The organism is Janibacter cremeus, from assembly GCF_013409205.1.
Taxonomy (GTDB): Bacteria; Actinomycetota; Actinomycetes; order Actinomycetales; family Dermatophilaceae; genus Janibacter; species Janibacter cremeus.
Genome location: NZ_JACCAE010000001.1, coordinates 2,086,706 through 2,103,775 on the forward strand (window position 1 = coordinate 2,086,706; position 17,070 = coordinate 2,103,775).

18 protein-coding genes are annotated in these 17,070 nt (G+C 70.5%); 5 read left to right on the top strand and 13 right to left on the bottom strand.

What is annotated here, in order from left to right; all coding sequences use genetic code 11:
• The first annotated feature begins 215 nt into the window (after positions 1-215).
• Entirely contained in the window at positions 216-1,601 is a 1,386-nt protein-coding gene (locus tag BJY20_RS09910) for a hypothetical protein (protein ID WP_185991378.1), read from the top strand.
• Between the two features lie 84 nt (positions 1,602-1,685).
• On the opposite strand, the gene BJY20_RS09915 is transcribed toward BJY20_RS09910, so the two are convergent.
• The 3 genes from BJY20_RS09915 to arsM are packed head-to-tail and all read right to left on the bottom strand — an operon-like array spanning position 1,686 to position 3,985.
• On the bottom strand, positions 1,686-2,081 hold the full coding sequence (locus BJY20_RS09915; protein WP_185991379.1) for an arsenate reductase ArsC: 396 nt from the start codon (positions 2,079-2,081) through the stop codon (positions 1,686-1,688).
• A complete protein-coding gene (gene arsB, locus BJY20_RS09920) occupies positions 2,078-3,172 on the bottom strand; it encodes an ACR3 family arsenite efflux transporter (RefSeq protein WP_185991380.1) in 1,095 nt (364 codons plus the stop codon). Before arsB ends, BJY20_RS09915 begins: the two co-directional genes overlap by 4 nt.
• Positions 3,173-3,985 carry an arsenite methyltransferase gene (gene arsM / locus BJY20_RS09925; protein ID WP_185991381.1) on the bottom strand — a complete coding sequence of 271 codons (813 nt, stop codon included), beginning with the start codon at positions 3,983-3,985 and terminating at the stop codon, positions 3,173-3,175. It abuts the gene before it with no gap.
• A gap of 85 nt (positions 3,986-4,070) precedes the next feature.
• On the opposite strand from arsM, the gene BJY20_RS09930 reads away from it, so the two are divergent.
• The 4 genes from BJY20_RS09930 to BJY20_RS09945 all read left to right on the top strand — a co-directional run bounded on the left by BJY20_RS09930 (position 4,071) and on the right by BJY20_RS09945 (position 6,844).
• A complete protein-coding gene (locus BJY20_RS09930) occupies positions 4,071-4,421 on the top strand; it encodes an ArsR/SmtB family transcription factor (protein WP_185991382.1) in 351 nt (116 codons plus the stop codon).
• 77 nt (positions 4,422-4,498) lie between these two features.
• The gene (locus tag BJY20_RS09935) at positions 4,499-5,353 is read left to right on the top strand and encodes a transglutaminase-like domain-containing protein (protein WP_185991383.1); all 855 of its coding nucleotides are present in this window, start codon (positions 4,499-4,501) and stop codon (positions 5,351-5,353) included.
• A gap of 131 nt (positions 5,354-5,484) precedes the next feature.
• Positions 5,485-6,540 carry an SGNH/GDSL hydrolase family protein gene (locus BJY20_RS09940; protein ID WP_185991384.1) on the top strand — a complete coding sequence of 352 codons (1,056 nt, stop codon included), beginning with the start codon at positions 5,485-5,487 and terminating at the stop codon, positions 6,538-6,540.
• A 46-nt stretch (positions 6,541-6,586) separates the two neighbouring features.
• Positions 6,587-6,844: a hypothetical protein gene (locus BJY20_RS09945; protein WP_221935301.1), complete on the top strand. Its 258-nt coding sequence runs from the start codon at positions 6,587-6,589 to the stop codon at positions 6,842-6,844.
• Here BJY20_RS09945 and BJY20_RS09950 read toward each other — a convergent pair.
• From BJY20_RS09950 to BJY20_RS09995, 10 genes are all read right to left on the bottom strand, one after another.
• Positions 6,823-8,148 carry a polysaccharide deacetylase family protein gene (locus BJY20_RS09950; protein WP_185991385.1) on the bottom strand — a complete coding sequence of 442 codons (1,326 nt, stop codon included), beginning with the start codon at positions 8,146-8,148 and terminating at the stop codon, positions 6,823-6,825. The two genes, BJY20_RS09945 and BJY20_RS09950, sit on opposite strands and share 22 nt — an antisense overlap.
• A 179-nt stretch (positions 8,149-8,327) precedes the next feature.
• A complete protein-coding gene (locus BJY20_RS09955) occupies positions 8,328-8,951 on the bottom strand; it encodes a CbiQ family ECF transporter T component (protein ID WP_185991386.1) in 624 nt (207 codons plus the stop codon).
• The gene (locus BJY20_RS09960; protein WP_185991387.1) at positions 8,948-9,619 is read right to left on the bottom strand and encodes an energy-coupling factor ABC transporter ATP-binding protein; all 672 of its coding nucleotides are present in this window, start codon (positions 9,617-9,619) and stop codon (positions 8,948-8,950) included. The genes BJY20_RS09955 and BJY20_RS09960 overlap by 4 nt, the downstream gene beginning before the upstream one ends.
• Positions 9,620-9,637: 18 nt before the next feature.
• Positions 9,638-10,210 (bottom strand): biotin transporter BioY, encoded by a 573-nt coding sequence (locus BJY20_RS09965; RefSeq protein ID WP_185991388.1) that lies wholly within the window; start codon positions 10,208-10,210, stop codon positions 9,638-9,640.
• Positions 10,207-11,628 (bottom strand): adenylosuccinate lyase, encoded by a 1,422-nt coding sequence (gene purB, locus BJY20_RS09970; protein ID WP_185991389.1) that lies wholly within the window; start codon positions 11,626-11,628, stop codon positions 10,207-10,209. Before purB ends, BJY20_RS09965 begins: the two co-directional genes overlap by 4 nt.
• 68 nt (positions 11,629-11,696) lie before the next feature.
• Positions 11,697-12,359 (bottom strand): hypothetical protein, encoded by a 663-nt coding sequence (locus BJY20_RS09975; protein ID WP_185991390.1) that lies wholly within the window; start codon positions 12,357-12,359, stop codon positions 11,697-11,699.
• Between the two features lie 76 nt (positions 12,360-12,435).
• Positions 12,436-12,939 carry a low molecular weight protein-tyrosine-phosphatase gene (locus BJY20_RS09980; protein WP_185991391.1) on the bottom strand — a complete coding sequence of 168 codons (504 nt, stop codon included), beginning with the start codon at positions 12,937-12,939 and terminating at the stop codon, positions 12,436-12,438.
• Positions 12,936-13,547 carry an ATP-dependent dethiobiotin synthetase BioD gene (bioD, locus tag BJY20_RS09985; RefSeq protein WP_185991392.1) on the bottom strand — a complete coding sequence of 204 codons (612 nt, stop codon included), beginning with the start codon at positions 13,545-13,547 and terminating at the stop codon, positions 12,936-12,938. Before bioD ends, BJY20_RS09980 begins: the two co-directional genes overlap by 4 nt.
• A 5-nt stretch (positions 13,548-13,552) precedes the next feature.
• Positions 13,553-14,629 carry a 2-dehydropantoate 2-reductase gene (locus BJY20_RS09990; protein ID WP_185991393.1) on the bottom strand — a complete coding sequence of 359 codons (1,077 nt, stop codon included), beginning with the start codon at positions 14,627-14,629 and terminating at the stop codon, positions 13,553-13,555.
• A gap of 88 nt (positions 14,630-14,717) precedes the next feature.
• Entirely contained in the window at positions 14,718-17,015 is a 2,298-nt protein-coding gene (locus tag BJY20_RS09995; RefSeq protein WP_185991394.1) for an MMPL family transporter, read from the bottom strand.
• Between the last annotated feature and the right edge of the window lie 55 nt (positions 17,016-17,070).

Here is a 17,070-nt window from a genome sequence, read left to right on the forward strand (position 1 = left end):
CGATGATCTGCTAGTTTCCCCGCACGGCGTAGTTCGCGTCGGTGCTACCGCACCAGCGACGACGGAGCACCCGGGCGCGTCGGGCGGAGGAGGGGTGGAAGGTGCCATCGACACCGGCGTCACGTCCAGTCGCGGTCAGTGACCTTGCGTTTCGTCGCCAGTTCCTACTCGGCCCCTCAGCGCCCGCGGCATTGCCCCGGTGGGTCTCCCACCGGGTGGACGACCGCTGGCAGCTCGTGGTCCACCCGGACCTGCCCTGCACACGGGTGGACGCCGACAGCCGCAGCCTCCTCCTCCTCGGTTTTGTGCTCGACCCCCGTCATCCCGAGCGGGGTGACCGCGCGATCCTCGAAGAGGTGATGCGCCGGCCGCGTCCGTTGCGCGACCTGCTCAGGCAGTTCGATCCTCTGGCCGGGCGATGGGCGGCGTTCTATCTGGCCGAGGGACGTGTCACGGCCTTCCACGATGCCGCCGGATTGCGGCAGATCCACCACTGCCGCGATCGTGACGGGGCGGTGTGGGTCGGCTCGGGAGCAGGCCTGCTCGCCCGGGTGACGGGCGCACCGGCCGATGCGAGCAGACGGGAGGAGCTGCAGCGAGCAGGCGGTCTCGCACCGGAAACCAACCACTTCTGGCCCGGGACCGCCTCCCCCTTCGTCGGTATCGATCGTCTGCTGCCCAACCACCATCTCGATGTGGCCAGCCGCGAGGTCACCAGGTTCTGGCCGGATGCACGGATCCGTCCCGTCGACCGGACCAAGGCCGTCGCCACCTGCGGCGCCATGCTCACCGGTACCGTCTCGGCTGCCGTTGCGCGCTACCCCTTGGCGCTGGCCATCACCTCCGGTGTCGACTCGCGCATCCTGCTGGCCGCTTCGCGCGAGCACAGGGATCGTCTGGGTTTCTACACGCTGAAGAAGACCAGCCTGGCGGCCCGGAGCGCGGATCTTCGCATCCCGCGGAGGATGCTGCGCCGTGCCGGGCTGAGGCACAAGGTCATCGCAGTCGACCCCGCGCCTGACGGCGAGGTCGTCGATGTCCTGCAGTCGACCTTCCATCCGCCCCACGCATCGCCAACGAGGTCGGCCTCGGCCCTGTCCGCCGACCCACCGATTGCCGGTGGGGAGTGGGTCACCCTCAATGGCAACGTGTGCGAGATCGCCCGTGGTTCGTACCTCGTCAGGCCCCCCGGCTCAGGCTCCCCAGATCCGCATCAGCTGGGCGATGCCACCGGCATGGGGAGTAGTGCCTTTGCCGTGAGGCAGTTCGGGCTGTGGTGCGAGGGTAGCGCCGCGGCGATCGAGGCCTCCGGGATCGATCCTTGGGACCTGTTCTACTGGGAGCAGAAGATGGGTGGGTGGCTGGCGGACGTCAGGGCCGAGTTCGACGTCGTGGAGGAGGGTGTGACTCCGTTCAACTCGCGCTCGCTCATCGAATGCATGCTCGGCGTCGACCCGGATCTGCGGTGCGCGCCCGACTATCTCTTCTTCCGTGACCTGATCGAGGACCTGTGGCCCGAGCTGCTTCGGTACCCCATCAATCCGCCGGCCGGATCGACGGTGCTCAGGAAGCGTCTTCGCAAGATCCTCCCGGTGCCGTGACACACGCCGTGCGAGTTGCGGCTCGCACGGGCCAGGTTCCTGGCTGAGGCGGAACCGGACGGGACGTGATCGGCCCTGCGAGCTTCACTCCACCGTGAGCGAGAGGAGCAGCCTGCGCACCCGCGCCCTGATCTCATCGCGGATGGGGCGCACGGCCGCCACGCCCTGCCCGGCCGGGTCGGCCAGGGACCAGTCCTCGTAGCGCTTCCCGGGGAAGATCGGGCACGCGTCGCCGCAACCCATCGTGATGACGACGTCGCTGGCCTGCACGGCATCGGTGGTCAGCACCGTCGGCGACTCGGCGGACAGGTCGATCCCCTCCTCGAGCATCGCCTCGTGGACGGCCGGGTTGATCGAGTCCGCGGGCGCCGACCCGGCCGAGCGCACCTCGACGGCTCCTTCGGACAGCACACGCGTGTACGCGGCGGCCATCTGCGAGCGCCCGGCATTGTGCACGCAGACGTAGAGGACGGAGCTCATCGGGTGCCCCCGGCCACGGCTTCGGCCCGCGAAGGGAGCGGGAAGCGACGTCGCAGCGCGAGGCTGACGTAGACCAGGCCCACGAGGACTGGGACCTCGATGAGCGGACCGACGACGCCGGCCAGCGCCTGGCCACTGGTCGCCCCGAAGGTCGCGATCGCGACGGCGATCGCCAGCTCGAAGTTGTTGCCGGCGGCGGTGAAGGCGAGCGTGGTCGTGCGTTCGTAGCTCATCCGCAGCAGTCGGCCGGTGAGGTACCCGATGCCCCACATGATCGCGAAGTAGGCCAGCAGCGGCAGCGCGATCCGCGCGACGTCCTGCGGCTGGGAGGTGATCGCCTCACCCTGCAGGGCGAAGAGCATGACGATCGTGAAGAGCAGCCCGTAGAGGGCCCACGGACCGATCCTCGGCAGGAAGGACTCCTCGTAGCGCTCGCGGCCCCAGTGCCGCTCGCCGACCCGGCGGGAGAGGTAGCCGGCCAGCAGCGGGATGCCCAGGAAGATCAGCACCGACTTGGCGATCTGCCACGCGGAGACGTCGAACTCGGTCTGCGGCAGGCCCAGCCAGCCGGGCAGCACGGCGAGGTAGAACCAGCCGAGCGCGGCGAAGGCGATGACCTGGAAGACCGAGTTGATCGCGACGAGCACGGCGGCGGCGTCACGGTCGCCGCAGGCCAGGTCGTTCCAGATGATGACCATGGCGATGCAGCGCGCGAGCCCGACGATGATCAGGCCGGTGCGGTACTCCGGCAGGTCGGGCAGGAAGGTCCAGGCCAGGGCGAACATCAGCGCCGGGCCGACGAGCCAGTTGAGCACCAGCGAGGACCCGAGCAGCCGTCGGTCGCCGGTGACGGTGTCGAGCCGGTCGTAGCGCACCTTCGCCAGGACCGGATACATCATGATCAGCAGCCCGAGAGCGATCGGCAGCGAGATTCCGTCGATCTCCACGGCGCTGAGCGCCTCGCCGAGACCGGGGACGACGCGGCCGAGCAGCAGCCCGGCGACCATGGCCAGGCCGATCCACACGGCGAGGTAGCGGTCGAGGGTCGACAGGCGCGCCGCTTCCGGCGCATCAGGGGTGGTGACGGACACTCAGCTCTCCTTGCGGGCGCGGATGAAGGCGCTGGCGAAGGCTCCGTCCAGCGCGTCGATGATGGCAGCCAGCGTCCAGCCCTCGGGGAGGTGGTCGCCGACCATGTCGGACATGCGCTGCAGCTCCTCCCGGTCGAAGGTGCGGGTGATCTCGACGGAGGCGTCGGTGAGCCCGGCGTCGGCGAGTTTGGCCAGGTAGTCGGAGTCGAGCAGGGCCCCGGAGACACATCCGGTCCACAGGCCGACGATGCCGCGCAGCGCATCGGGGATCTCGCGCAGCAGCACGATGTCGGAGACGGCGAAGTGCCCGTCGCCGCGCAGGACGCGGTGGGCCTGGGTGAGGACGGCGTCCTTGTCGGGGGAGAGGTTGATGACGCAGTTGGAGATGATCACGTCGACGGACGCGTCGGCCATCGGCACCTGCTCGATCGTGCCCTTGTGGAACTGCGCGTTCTCGATCCCGGCCTCGGCCTGGTTGCGCCGCGCGAGATCGAGCATCTCGTCGGTCATGTCGAGCCCGTGGGCGGTGCCGGTCGGACCGACGCGACGGGCGGAGAGCAGCACGTCCAGCCCGCCGCCGGAGCCGAGGTCGAGGACGTCCTCGCCGGGGGCGAGCTCGGCCAGGGCAGTGGGGTTGCCGCACCCGAGGGAGGCGGCCAGGGCGGTGTCCGAAGGGGTGTCGCTCCCCTCGTAGAGACCGACGGTGATCGGGTCGGTGGTCTGGTCGCAGCACCCTCCGGCGGGGTCGAGTGAGCTGCGGGCGGCCGCGGCGTAGCGCCCGCGGACGGCGTCGTGGGTGTCCTGCTGGGTCATGGGGACCACTCCTGCTTTGATGTCCATCGAATCAGGTTGACCGGTACAGCGTGACCCTTGATTTGAAGTGTGTCAAGATGGCGACATGAGCGCAATCGAGTCCGTGCCCGGCGAGCGGGCCGTCACGTGCTGCGGGCTGGCCACCTCGCCGGTCTCGGCGGAGGACGCGGCCCGGCTGGCCCCGGTCTTCAAAGCGCTCGGCGACCCGGTCCGGCTGCGAATGGCCTCGATGATCGCGGCCGAGCCCGAGTTGTGCGTCTGCGACATCACCCCCGCCTTCGACCTGTCGTCGGGGACGATCTCGCACCATCTGCGGCTGCTGCGCGAGGCCGGCATCGTCGGCTCCGAGCGTCGCGGCACCTACGTCTACTACTGGATCAACCCGCAGGCCCTGGCCTCTCTGTCCGCGCTGCTGGCGGTGACCGAGCCGGCCTGACCCTGCATTTCCAGGGCCCGCGGGGCGCAGGTCGCTCAGCGACCGTGAGCCCTCGTGTGATGTGATCCCATTGACCCATGACCGACCTCGCGATCGTCGCCGCCGACCCGACCACCCTTCGTGCGCGGGTGGGCACCAAGTTCGCCTACAGCACGACGGGCGTGCGCGAGGCGCTGCTGTCCTTCGCCGTCTCGAGCGCCCACGAGGTGCTCGAGGAGGAGATCCTCGTCCACACGGGCGGCACGCAGGTCGAGCCGATCGAGCTGGTCGGCAGCCACGGCACCCGGCTGCACCTGCTCGAGGAGGTCGGCGACGGATGGCTGGAGGTCACCTACAGCGCCCTGGTGGACCTCACCCGGCCCACCGGCGAGCAAGTCGGCCCCGAGGTCACGCACGACCGATGGGTCTTCACCCGTCCGAGCCGCTACGCCGAGTCCGACCGGCTGGCGCCGATGGCCGCGCAGCTCTTCCCCGCGCAGGCCGGCGTGGCGCTCGTGCATGCTGTCACCGAGTGGGTCAACACGCACATGGCCTACATCTCCGGCGCGAGCCGCGGCACCGACGGTGCCGTCGACTCCATCCTGCAGGCGAAGGGGGTCTGCCGGGACTTCGCCCACGTCGTCGTCGCGCTGCTGCGTGCCCTCGGCACCCCGGCGCGGCTCGTCTCGGTGTACGCGCCGGGCCTGCAGCCGATGGACTTCCACGCCGTCGCGGAGGTGTGGGTCGAAGACGCCTGGCACATCGTCGATGGCACCCGCCTCGCCCCCCGCGAGGCGATGGTGCGCATCGCCACCGGTCGCGACGCCGCCGACACCGCCTTCCTGACCACCCGCGGCGGCCGCACGGCGTTCGACCGCCAGGTCGTCACGGCCGAGCTCGAGCGGGGTGACCTCCCCCGGGAGCGCCCACGGGCGCTCGTGCGTCTTGCCTGACCGGGTCGATGCTCCCTTCGCATCCCGGGTCACGGTCACGGGGACTCGGGTCGCGGCCTACTGAAGAGTAAGTTACCGTCCGGTAGTCGAAGGCCGGTCGGCAGGAGACCGGTCGCGCCACCGGAGGAACCATGCGTCACCGCTCATTGTCCATCGCCACCGCGGTTGCCGCCGCCATCGCCGGGATCGGGGTCAGCGCACCCGCGGCGAACGCCGCGGACGCGCCCCACTACGTCCAGCTGGGTGACTCCTACTCCTCGGGCAATGGCGCGGGATCCTACGCGGAGAAGATCTGCTGGCGGTCCTCGGAGAACTACGGGGCCAAGGTGGCCCGTCGTCAGGGAGCGACCTACACGAATGCCGCGTGCAGCGGCGGTGTCATCGCCGACATCCTCACCCCCCGGGACATCGGCTCCCGGAAACTGCGTACGCGGACCTTCAAGGTGCCCAAGGGCACCGTCGACGCCCGCGCCCAGTGGTTGGAGCAGGCCAAGGACGCCGAGCTGTGCGGAACACCGGCTCAGCCGGACTGGTCCTGGAGCTACGCGATCGACTCGAGTGCGGCGATCGGCAACCTCTTCACCGCGACCGTGAAGTGTCAGCTGACCGCGGCACCACAGATCGACGCGGTGACCCCGGAGACCGACGCGGTCTTCCTGACCATCGGAGGCAACGACATCGGCTTCACGACGATCGTCACCAACTGCCTCGTCCTGCGCTCCCCGGGCAGCTGCAAGACGTCGATGGATGCAGCCAACGCCACGATCCCGCAGATGAAGGCCCGCACCAAGGAGGCCTTGGCGGCGGTGCACGAGCGCTCCGAGGGCAACGCCCACGTCTACCTGCTGGGGTATCCGCACCTGATCAACACCGACACCTACAAGCTCGGCTCCACCTACGACGCCGGCAAGGCGCTGAGCGCGATGCAGAAGCGCGGCGACCGGGTGCAGCGGGCCGCGATGGACGAGCTGGCCGCGTCGACGCCCGGGGCCGGATTCACCTTCGTCGACGTCAAGCCGGACTGGGGCGGCTACACGCACGGCCTCGAGACGGGCGCGCTGACCGGCAACCCCAACTCCTGGCTCGTGCCCGTCCTCGGCACCGGCTACGAGTACTCCGAGTGGGTCCACCCGCGCCCCGCGGGCTGGAGCGCGAGCGCTCTCGCCCTCTACGCCGCCATGGTGTGATCGAGCGCATCCAGCAGAGGACACCGGCGCGGCCCATGACGGCAACGTGCTCAGCTTCGGCGTGACGCTCGGGGTGGCCGCGGTGCTCATCAACCACGTCCTCGACTACCCGGGGGCGGACCCGTCGACGCCGGTGCCGGCCTTCGCCTTCGGCGTTCTGCTCGACACGATCGTCACCTCCTCGATCCTCGTGCCGGCGATCGTCGCCGACGTCGGCGATCGGATCTGGTGGCCGGGGGATTGCCGAATGGCTGCCGACGAGCGCGAGCCCGAGGTGCGTGATCAGTCCCGGTCGGTGTCGTAGACGTCCTTGATGTCGAGGAAGGGCGCGAGGGAGTCCGACTCACCGGAGAGGTTCTTGCGCAGCAGCAGTCCGTCGACGTTCATCCGACCCTGGCGGAGGTAGCCACCCTCCATCTGCTGCCATGGACGCGTGCCGTCGACGTTGAAGAAGTAGTCATAGCCCTCGTCGTGGAGGTACTCGTAGACCGGCCCCGAATACGGCGCGACGCCGGAGATGTCTGCACCGAAGGGGTAGATGAGCATGTCGGTCTCCCCGACGATCGGCTCGACCTCCCGCGCCCACCGCTGCTGGTCGGCCTGCACCTTGGCCAGTGACGCCCCGGTCAGCGTGATGTGTCCCCACGTGTGGGAGGCGAAGGACCAGCCGTCCTCCTTCATCGCCGTGGCGACCTCGGTGGCCTTGGCCTGCTGCTCCGCCAGGTCGTCTCGCTCGCCGTGGGAGCGCTGCGAGGTGCGGTAGCCGAGCACCCCGTCGTAGCCGGTCATCGCGACGGTGCCCTTCGCGCCCCGGTAGGAGAACTCCGGGTGCTTCTCGACGAAGTCGTCGAGGATCGGGACCACGTCGTGCGCGCCGACCTCCTTCTGCCCGGAGCTGTCGGTGTAGACCGTGCGCACCTGCCCGTCCTCGACGACGAGCCGGTCGGGGAAGCCGTCGCCGTCCATGTACTCGTAGTAGCTGAGGTCGTCGAGCGACAGGACGATGGGTGTGGTGCCCTCGGGCAGTCGGATGGAGCGGTAGTGCATCTGTCCGTCGTCGCCGACCGTGGCGATGTCATGCGGGTCGACGAGGACGTAGTCACGCTCGAGGAGGGACTCCAGCGTGCGCGTGAACTCCGGGATGGTGGCCATGTAGTCGTCGTAGCCCTGAGCCCTGTCGTCACCGTCGAAGGCCCGCTCCGGGTCGACGACGAGGCTGTGGAAGAACAGGTGCGGGACCGGTTTGCCCTTCGGCCAGGTGACCAGCTGTGAGCGCTCGGAGCGCAGGCTCCTGGACAGCTGTCGAGCCTCCGAGCCGTCGGTGTCGGCCAGCACCTCCAGTGCCGCGCCGAGGTCGTGGCCCTCGGCCAGGGCCCGTGCCCGGGCGAGGGCCGCCTTGTCCGGTTGGTCGTCCTCGGTGGCATCGGTCGAGGGCGAAGGAGGCGTGGCCGCCGACGAGGCCGGCGACGAGGCCGCCGACGAGGTCGACGTCGACGTGTCCTCCGGGGGTTCGCCGGCCACCGTGCTGCATCCGGCGATCACGAGCGCGGCTCCCGAGGTGAGTGCGGTGAGCCTCAGGTTCTGTCTCGCTCGCGTGCCGTGGCGCATGTCGTCCTCCTACGTGTGCCGGCCTCGTGGTGCTGTCCCCTGAATGGGCCGACGGGGCCATGTTGACACGCCGGTCGGTAGGAGTGTGGGACCGGGTGTCGGCGAGGCCGCCGCGTGATCGCGTCCCGCCACCCCGCTCCTGTGCTTCTTCCCGGCGCCAACGACACTTGCGCAGAGCGTCATCCGTCCGGCCCACGCTCACCCGGGTCGTATCCCCGCGCGATGAGGGCGTCCCCGAGTTCCTCGGCAACACGCGCCGACCGCACGACCACGGGCACGCCGAGAGCAGTGATCGACCACCCACGCCCACGTGCCCGACGGGCCTGCTGGGCGGTGTCCACCGTCGCCAGGAGCAGCGGCACGCTGCGCACGGCCAGGGCGATCGTCAGTCCGATGACATCGGGCTGGACCCCGAGGGGGCGCAGTGGGCGCAGTCCGCGCTGGAGTGTGCGCAGCATCTCGCTGACGCGTGTGGTCAGCGAGACCGTCCACGCGAGCAGCACGAGGGAGAGCAGCCGGCCGACCGTCACGGTCGCCGGGCCGGGGCCCTGCTGCCACCACATGATCCCGGCGAGCACGACGGCAGCGATCCCGACGAAGCGCAGCGGCTTGGCCAGCGTGCGCAGGCGTACCCCGGTCGACAGCAGCGCGAGCAGCGACGCCGCGAGCAGAGCGAGCGCGATCCGGGGGGAGGAGATCAGCAGCGCAGCGATGGTGATGACGACCAACGCCAGGACCTTGGCGCCGGCGGGCAACCGGTGCACCCACGAGTCACCGGCCCGGTAGACCCCGACGAGGTTCACGCCATCATCCGCTCGTAGTGGTCGATCACCTCGGCCGGCGCACCGTCGGCGGCGATCACCCCGTCGGCGATGAGCAGCACCCGGTCGAAGTCCTCGAGCAGCTCCAGGTGGTGCGTGACGAGCACGAGCTGCTGGCGCAGCGCGGTGAAGCGCTCCCGGGCCGCACGCTGGTTGCGCAGGTCGAGAAGGGTCGTCGGCTCGTCGGCGACGACGATCTCGGGGTCGACGAGCAGCACCGCAGCCAGGGCCAACTGCTGCTGCTGGCCCGAGGAGAGCAGGTGGCAGGGGTGGTCGGCGTGGTCGGCCAGACCGGAGTCGACCAGGGCCGCCTCGACCTTCGCCTCGCGCCGCGCCCGCGGCAGGCCACGCACCGAGAACTCCAGGTCCTCACGCACCGTCGGCATGACGATCTGCGAAGTCGCGTCGGGGAAGAGGAATCCCACGGCACGACGGGCCCCCTTCGGGTCCTGCGCGACGTCGCGGCCCGACAGGAGCACCCGGCCACGGGTCGGCCGCACGAGCGCGTTGATCGTGCGCGCCAGACTCGACTTGCCGGAGCCGTTGGCGCCGATGATGCCGACGCGTCGCTGCGTGAGCTCGGCGTCGACACCGCGCAGGACCGTGCGGTCCCCGAGATCGAGGTGAACCTCCTCGAATCGGATGCTCATCGGTGCCGACCAACCGACTCAGCGGCGGCGCAGGCCGGGCAGCGCGCGCATGGCGCCCGCGGCGACGATCGCCGCGAGGACGAGCTTGACCACGTCGCCGACGAGGAAGGGCAGTACCGCCGCGCCCAGCGCCGCGCCGAGACCCATTCCGGTGACGGCCATCAGCCACGCGGTGCCGATGACGTAGAGGACCGGCATCCCGGCGATGCCGGCGAGGACCAGCCGCAGCACGGAGACGTCCTTGCGCACAGCCCACGTGGCCAGACCGCCGACGACGAGCGCCTGCGGGACGAAGCCGATGAGGAAGCCACCGGTCGGGCCGGCGAAGACCCCGAGCCCACCGACGTACCCCGCCGCGACGGGCAGGCCGATCGCGATGAGCGCCAAGTAGGTCAGCACCGTCAGCGCCCCGCGACGGGCACCCAGGACCATCGCGGCCAGCGCGACGGCGAAGGTCTGCAGCGTGATCGGCACCGGGCCGATGTCGAGCGCCGGGAAGAGGGTGAGGGCGACGATCAACGCCGCGAAGACGGCGACATAGGCGATCTCCCTGACGGCGGAGTCGCTGCCTGTCTGCGGTGATGCGCTCACTGGCCGTCCTGTCGGAGTGCGTCGACGAGGCTCGGGGCCAGACCGATGTAGGTCTGCGGGGTCATCGCGGCCACGCGCTCCTCGACATCGGCCGGCAGACCGAGGCCGCGCACGAACTCCACCAGGTCGCTCTGGCCGATGCGACGCCCGCGAGTGAGTTCCTTCAGCCGCTCGTAGGGCTCGTCCATCCCCTCGACACCGCCGGCACCCAGGGCACGCATCACCGACTGGATGGGCTCGCCGAGCACCTCCCAGTTGGCGTCGAGATCGGCTGCCATCGCCTCTGGCACGGCGTCGAGCCCGGCCAGGCCCCGGCCGGCGTTGTCGATGGCGAGCAGCGAGTGACCGAGGGCGGTGCCGATGTTGCGCTGCATCGAGCTGTCGGTGAGGTCGCGCTGCAGGCGGGACTGCACGAGCGTCGTCGCGAGCACGTCGAGCAGGGCGTTGCTCACCTCGAGGTTGGCCTCGGCGTTCTCGAATCGGATCGGGTTGACCTTGTGCGGCATCGTGCTCGAGCCGACCGTCCCCTGTCCGCGCACTTGGGCGAAGTAGCCCATCGAGATGTAGCTCCACATGTCGGTGCAGAGGTTGTGCAGCACGCGGTTGAAGCGGGCGATGTCGGCGTAGACCTCGGCCTGCCAGTCGTGGGACTCGATCTGCGTGGTGAGGGGATTCCACGTCAGGCCCAGGTGCTCGACGAAGGTGCGCGAGATCTGCGGCCAGTCCGCCTCGGGCACTGCTGCGAGGTGGGCACCGTAGGTGCCGGTCGCACCGTTGAGCTTGCCGAGGTACTCGTCGGCGGCGATGCGCCGCACCTGGCGGAGCAGACGGTGGGCGAGTACTGCCAGCTCCTTGCCCATGGTCGTCGGCGTCGCGGGCTGGCCGTGGGTGTGGGCGAGGAGCGGAACGTCCCGCAGATCCTCGGCCATGGCGGCCACGCTCTTGGCGAGCTCGTCGGCGCGCGGGAGCCAGACCTGCTCGACCGCGCCCTGGACCATGAGCGCGTAGGCGAGGTTGTTGATGTCCTCGCTGGTGCAGCAGAAGTGGATCAGCTCGGCCAGTCCGGCGTCCCGGGCATCCGGCGCGATCCGCGACAGGTGCTGCTTGAGGAAGTACTCGACGGCCTTGACGTCGTGCTGCGTGACCTTCTCCGTCGCGGCCATCTCGGCGATGTCCTCGGGACCAAAGTCCTCGACGACCTGACGCAGCTGCCGCTGCTCGTCCTCGGTGAGGGCGCGCACACCCGGCACGACCCGGTGGGTCGTCAGGTGGATCAGCCACTCGACCTCGACGTGCACGCGCATGCGGTTCAGTGCGGGCTCGCTCAGGTGGTCGATGAGTGGGGCGATGGCCGGCCGGTATCGGCCGTCGAGCGCGCCGAGGGCGATCTGGGGAGTGGCGTCAGCGAGGCTCTGCATGCGCACATCTTCCCATCAGGCGAAGGGGGGTCCCCGCCCCGGTCTTGCGCGGCTCCCTTCGCCGCTGGTCAGCTCGACGTCGAGGAGGTCTCCGGCTCGACCGGCGGGCTCGGTAGCGGCGGCTGGTCGGCATAGGCCTTGACGACCGTCGCGGTCATGTCCTCCAGCTCCGGCATGGTCCGCGGCCGGTCGAGGGTCGCCGTCGCCTCCGCGTAGAGGGTGCGTCCGTTGTCGAAAGTGACGTAGAGCCGTGTCTTGCGAGTCGGGTCGACGTCGGACTCGCTGCGCACGGCAGTCAGGCCCTCCTCGATCTCGACCGCCCGGCTGTTCTTGCTGACCTCGCGCACCTCGCCCTGGTCGCCGGAGTCGGAGCGCACGTCGAGATAGCGCCACGCGATGATCAGGGCGCCCTTGGCGTCGGAGCTGACGACGCGGCAGCCGTCCTCGGTCGCCTCCACGTGCGAGGGCTGGCCGTCCCCCGTCCACTGGTCGACGACCCGCTGCGTGACCAGTTTGCAGTTGATCGCGTAGGGGTCCGGCGTCGGCGACTCGGTCGGGGAGGTCGACGTCTCGGAGGGGGAGGTCGAGCTGCTCGTGGACGCCGAGGACGAGCTGGCCCCGGAAGTCGACGAGGGGTCGCCGTTGGCGCCGCCGCCGCACGCAGCGACCGTCATGGCCGTCGCCGCGAGCAGCGCGCTGGCGAGCGCGGCGGTGCGACGGGGGCGAGGCATGCGGGGAGGGTACCCGCCCTGTCTGACACGAAACTGGGAGGCCCCCTGCGCGCGAGGTGTACTCACCAGCGGTCCGTCAGTCGGCGGACGCGAGCTGCTTGCGGACGAAGTCGACGACGCCGTCGGCGGCCGCGGCAACCTCGGCGTAGGTGCGGTCGAAGGAGGAGTCGTCGCCGAACCAGGGGTCGTCGATGCTCAGAGCACCACCCTTGGGCCCGGAGGGGTCGAAGGAGCGCAGCATGCGGATCTTGTCCTGGGCCTCGGGGACCGCGGCGAGGCGGCGCAGCACCGCGTAGTGCTCGTGGTCGGCGACCAGGACGAGGTCGTCGTCGGCGAAGGAGCGCCGATCGAAGACGCGAGCGCGGTGACCCGAGTAGTCGCCGGTGTGGCCGTGGCGTTGCAGTGCGCTGATCGTGCGTGGGTCGGCCGGGTTGCCCTCCTCCCACGTGGTCGTCCCGGCGGAGTTGATGACGACCTGGTCGGCGAGCCCGGCCTCGTCGATTCGCTCCCGCAGGACGAACTCAGCCATCGGCGACCGGCAGATGTTGCCGGTGCAGACGACTGTGATCCGAAAAGTCATGCCTGCATCGTCGCCCACGACACCGGAGAGAACCACTCGGGGGTCCGCGATGTGAACTCCTGCGGCGCAAGGGAGCCGGCCCCGTGGGGCAGGACACCGAGCAGTGGCGCCCTCGCCGCGAGCGGCAACTCCTCGAGATCGGCGAGCTCCGCCGGGCCGAACTCGTGCGGCCAGTCGGCGACGATCACACCGAGCAGGGGGAGGGAGCGTGTCGCCAGTGCCTCGGCGGTCAGCGCGAGCGAGTTCACGGCGCCGGGGCCGGTGGAGGCGACGACCACGACACCAGTGGAGACGCCCATGTAGCGCAGGGCAGTGCCCACGTCCGCGAGCGTCCCGCCCCGCTTGTCGAGGCGTACGAGCAGGCCGCCGGCACCCTCGACGAGGACGAGTCCGGTATCGAGTCCGGCCACGCGCTTGGCGTGCGTGACGACAGGAGCATCGGCCGGGGCGTGGTCTGGCCGGACCGGCGTGACCAGCCCGACGTCGGAACCCCGAGCCGTCAGGGCCGCGGCGAGCGCGGCCGTGACGACGCTCGTGCCGACGTGAGTCCCGCTGCCGCTGACGAGTACGGCGCGGGGGAGGGACAGGTCCTCGAGGGTGGTGGGCATCGCGGTCACAGGCCGACCGCGTCGCGCAGCTGCGCTCCGGTCCAACGACGGCGGTCCGCGCCGGCCTCCTCGGCCTCGCGGACGAGGTCGACGATCCGAGAGGACACGGGGGTCGAGGTGCCGTGGGTCCGCCCGAGGGCGACGATCGCGCCCTGCATCTCGTCGATCTCTGTGGAGCGTCCGGCGGACAGGTCGTCGGCCATCGACGAGCGGGCCTGCGGCGAGACCTTCAGGGAGGCGCGGGAGAGGGTGGTGAAGACCGGGTTGGGGGAGCGCAGCAGCGAGGGCACCAGCGCGGGCGGCAGGGGCGTCATCCGTGCCGGGCTCACGCCGAGGCGCCGAGCGAGCACGAGCGCCTCGTCCTGGCAGGCCGCCAGGACGGTGCGGCAGTCGCGGTCGCGCAGCTGGATGGCCAGGGGCTGGCCGGTGAGGGCGTTGACGGCGTTGTTGAGATTGAGCAGGAGCTTGCCGAAGAGGACGGCGCGCATGTCCGGCTCGACCCCGATCTGCAGGCCCGCGCCGTGAGCCGCCCGGATGAACGGGTCGATGCGCGGGTGGTCCTTGACCTTCATCCGCCCGCTCACCGTCTGCGCCCAGTGGGTATCACCGGTACGCACGACGTTGAAGGGGACCATCCCCGACAGCGCGAGTGGCCGCGACGCGCGGCTGGGGAAGGCCGACCCGAGCGCCTCGTCGATGATCGAGGCGGCGCGCAAGCCGTTCTGGAAGGAGACGACCACCGAGTCCGGGTCGAGATAGGGCGCGATCTGACGAGTCGCCCTGGCGGTGCCGTTGCTCTTGGTCGTCATCAACACGTAGTCGGCGTCGACGACGGCGCTGGCCTCGGTCGCCAGGGTCAGGCTCGTGGGCGCAACGGTGCGGCGGTGGCCATCCAGGTCGCTGACCGTCAGCCCCTGAGCCTCGATGGCGTCGATGATCGGGGCGCGTCCGATGAGGGTGACCTCGGCGTTGGAGGCGAGCCAGCCCCCAAGATGGCACCCGATGCTCCCGGCGCCCATGATCGCCACTTGCGTGCGACGCACCGCCTCACCCCCTCTGGCCGTGGCAGCCCCTGTGGTCATTCGCCCCGATCGTATCCACGTCGGCGCCGACAGTGGGCCTCCCCTCGCCCCTCACCTGCGCATGTCGCGGCGGGGGGCGAAGGGAGGTCTAGGCCGAGACCGTCTCTGCCGGTGCTCCCGCAGCGGTGTCCCGGGTCAGCGCCTCGCCCTCGACATCGACGTTGGGCAGCAGGCGGTCCAGCCATTTCGGCATGGCCCAGGCGTGGTCACCCAGCAGGTACATCAGTGCCGGGATGAGCACCATCCGCACGACGAAGGCATCGAGCAGCACGGCGGTCGCCAGCGCGAAGCCCATCGACTTGATGAGGTTGTCCGGTTGCAGCACGAAAGCGGCGAAGACCGAGATCATGATCGCCGCGGCCGCCGTGACGACCCGAGCCCCGTGGCGGAACCCGTCGACGACCGCCTCGCGGGCGTTCTCCCCGTGGACGTACGCCTCACGCATCCGGGTGACGAGGAAGACCTGGTAGTCCATCGCCAGTCCGAAGACGATCCCGATCATCAGGATCGGCAGGAAGCTGATCAGCGGGGCGCCGTCGACGAGCCCGAAGAGCCCCTCCTGGAAGACCAGCACGGTCGCACCGAGCGTCGCCACCGTCGACAGGACGAAGCCCAGGGTCGCGGTGAGCGGCACGAGGACCGAGCGGAAGACGAGCATGAGCAGCATGAAGGCCAGGCCCACGACGACCGCGAGGTAGGGGACCAGTGCGTCCTGGAGCTTCTCCGAGACGTCGGTCTGGATCGCGTTGAGGCCGGTGACGCCGATCGTGGTGCCGGTCTCCTCCTCGAGCTCGGACGTGAGGTCGCGGACCTCGTGCAGCAGCTCCTCGGTCGCGGGGTCGGACGCCGACGTGGCCGGGGTGACGAGCACCTGACCGCCGTCGCCGGCCTTGTTGGTGCCCACGATCTGGGCGTTGGCCACGCCGTCGAGCGCGCCCAGCTGTTTCGTGACCTCGCCGAAGGCGGCACCGGCCGCACGCGGGTCCTGGACCTCGCGGGCGTCGACGACGACGGACATGCGGGCCTCCTGGCCCTCGCCGAAGTGCTCGGCGATGAGGTCGCCGGCCTCGCGCTGGGGGGTGCCCTGCGCGGCGGTCGAGTCGGTCGGCAGGGCGAGGTTGAGGTCCTTGGCCGGGATGGCCAGGGCGCCGAGGGCGAGGACGGTGACGAGCACGGCCACGACCGGGCGGGCGCCGATGGCGCGGGCCCAGCGGGTGCCACCGTTCTCGGTGTGCGCCCCCTCGTCGACGATCCGGTTCTTGCGGATCTGTCCGGCGAAGACGCGCCCGCCCAGCGCGCCGAGGATCGCCGGCAGCAGGGTGAGCGCCACGAGCACGGCGACGAGCACGGTGCCCGCGGCGGCCAGACCCATGGCTGTCAGGAAGGGGATGTTGACGACCGACAGCGCGACGAGCGCGATGATCACGGTCAGCCCCGCGAAGACGACGGCCGAGCCGGCGCGGCCGACGGCCAGGCCCATCGCGTGCTCGCGGTCGCTGGTGCCGCGCAGCTCCGTGCGGTAGCGCGAGAGGATGAAGAGGGCGTAGTCGATGCCGACGGCCAGGCCGAGCATCGTGGCCAGGATCGGGGTCGTCGTCGACAGGTCGAAGAAGGCGGTCGCCGCGGTGACGCCGAGCGCGCCCGTGCCGACGCCGACGAGTGCGGTGAGGATCGGCAGTCCGGCGGCGACGAGCGAGCCGAAGGTCAGCACGAGCACCAGCAGCGCGACGGCGATGCCGATGAGCTCGCTGGTCACGCCGATGTCGGGCATGCCCTGCATGCCGGATCCGGTTGCGGCGGCGTCGAGACCCGCGTCGCGGGCGTCCTCGACGGCGGCGTGGACGGCATCCTTGGTGGCCGGCTCGACATCGGTGATCGAGTCACCCTCGAAGGTCCACTGGATCAGGCCGGCGCGACCGTCCTGCGACAACGGGGAGACCGCGGCGGCGTTGGCCTTCGCGACGTCCTTGGGGGTGCCGTTCTCCTGCGCCATCGACAGGTACTGCTGGGTCACGCCCTGGTCCGCGGCGACGGGGTTGACGAACTGCTCCGGGTCCCCGGTCTGCGGCACCTCGCGCAGCTCGGCCAGGAGGTTGTCAACGGCCTTGGCATTGGCCGGGTCGGAGAGCTGCTGGCCCTCGGGAGCGACCACGACGACGTTGCCCATCGGGGTGTCGAGTGGGTCGCTCGCGTCGGGGAAGAGCTCCTGCTGCAGCTCCATCGCCTTCTCGGAGGGGATCCCCGGGATGGTGAAGGAGTCGGTCATCGGCTGGGCGATCGTCGCTGCGGCGCCGCCGATGGCGACGAGGAGGACGAGCCAGCCGACGATGAAGGCCGACCAGCGCCGGTGCGCGAGCCTGCCGAGCCGGTAGAGGGCGTGGGCCATGGGGTGCCTTTCGGGCGAGGTGGGTGTGCGACCACGTCGTCGGGGCCGGGTATCG

What these genes read in the sequence shown, in the direction of transcription:
- BJY20_RS09950 (WP_185991385.1), bottom strand. Translation starts at nt 8,148, where the DNA reads ATGCGCCACGGCACGCGAGCGAGACAGAACCTGAGGCTCACCGCACTC.
- BJY20_RS09975 (WP_185991390.1), bottom strand. Translation starts at nt 12,359, where the DNA reads ATGCCTCGCCCCCGTCGCACCGCCGCGCTCGCCAGCGCGCTGCTCGCG.
- BJY20_RS09980 (WP_185991391.1), bottom strand. Translation starts at nt 12,939, where the DNA reads ATGACTTTTCGGATCACAGTCGTCTGCACCGGCAACATCTGCCGGTCG.
- BJY20_RS09990 (WP_185991393.1), bottom strand. Translation starts at nt 14,629, where the DNA reads ATGACCACAGGGGCTGCCACGGCCAGAGGGGGTGAGGCGGTGCGTCGC.
- arsM (WP_185991381.1), bottom strand. Translation starts at nt 3,985, where the DNA reads ATGACCCAGCAGGACACCCACGACGCCGTCCGCGGGCGCTACGCCGCG.
- bioD (WP_185991392.1), bottom strand. Translation starts at nt 13,547, where the DNA reads ATGCCCACCACCCTCGAGGACCTGTCCCTCCCCCGCGCCGTACTCGTC.
- BJY20_RS09995 (WP_185991394.1), bottom strand. Translation starts at nt 17,015, where the DNA reads ATGGCCCACGCCCTCTACCGGCTCGGCAGGCTCGCGCACCGGCGCTGG.
- BJY20_RS09935 (WP_185991383.1), top strand. Translation starts at nt 4,499, where the DNA reads ATGACCGACCTCGCGATCGTCGCCGCCGACCCGACCACCCTTCGTGCG.
- purB (WP_185991389.1), bottom strand. Translation starts at nt 11,628, where the DNA reads ATGCAGAGCCTCGCTGACGCCACTCCCCAGATCGCCCTCGGCGCGCTC.
- BJY20_RS09960 (WP_185991387.1), bottom strand. Translation starts at nt 9,619, where the DNA reads ATGAGCATCCGATTCGAGGAGGTTCACCTCGATCTCGGGGACCGCACG.
- BJY20_RS09930 (WP_185991382.1), top strand. Translation starts at nt 4,071, where the DNA reads ATGAGCGCAATCGAGTCCGTGCCCGGCGAGCGGGCCGTCACGTGCTGC.
- BJY20_RS09940 (WP_185991384.1), top strand. Translation starts at nt 5,485, where the DNA reads ATGCGTCACCGCTCATTGTCCATCGCCACCGCGGTTGCCGCCGCCATC.
- BJY20_RS09915 (WP_185991379.1), bottom strand. Translation starts at nt 2,081, where the DNA reads ATGAGCTCCGTCCTCTACGTCTGCGTGCACAATGCCGGGCGCTCGCAG.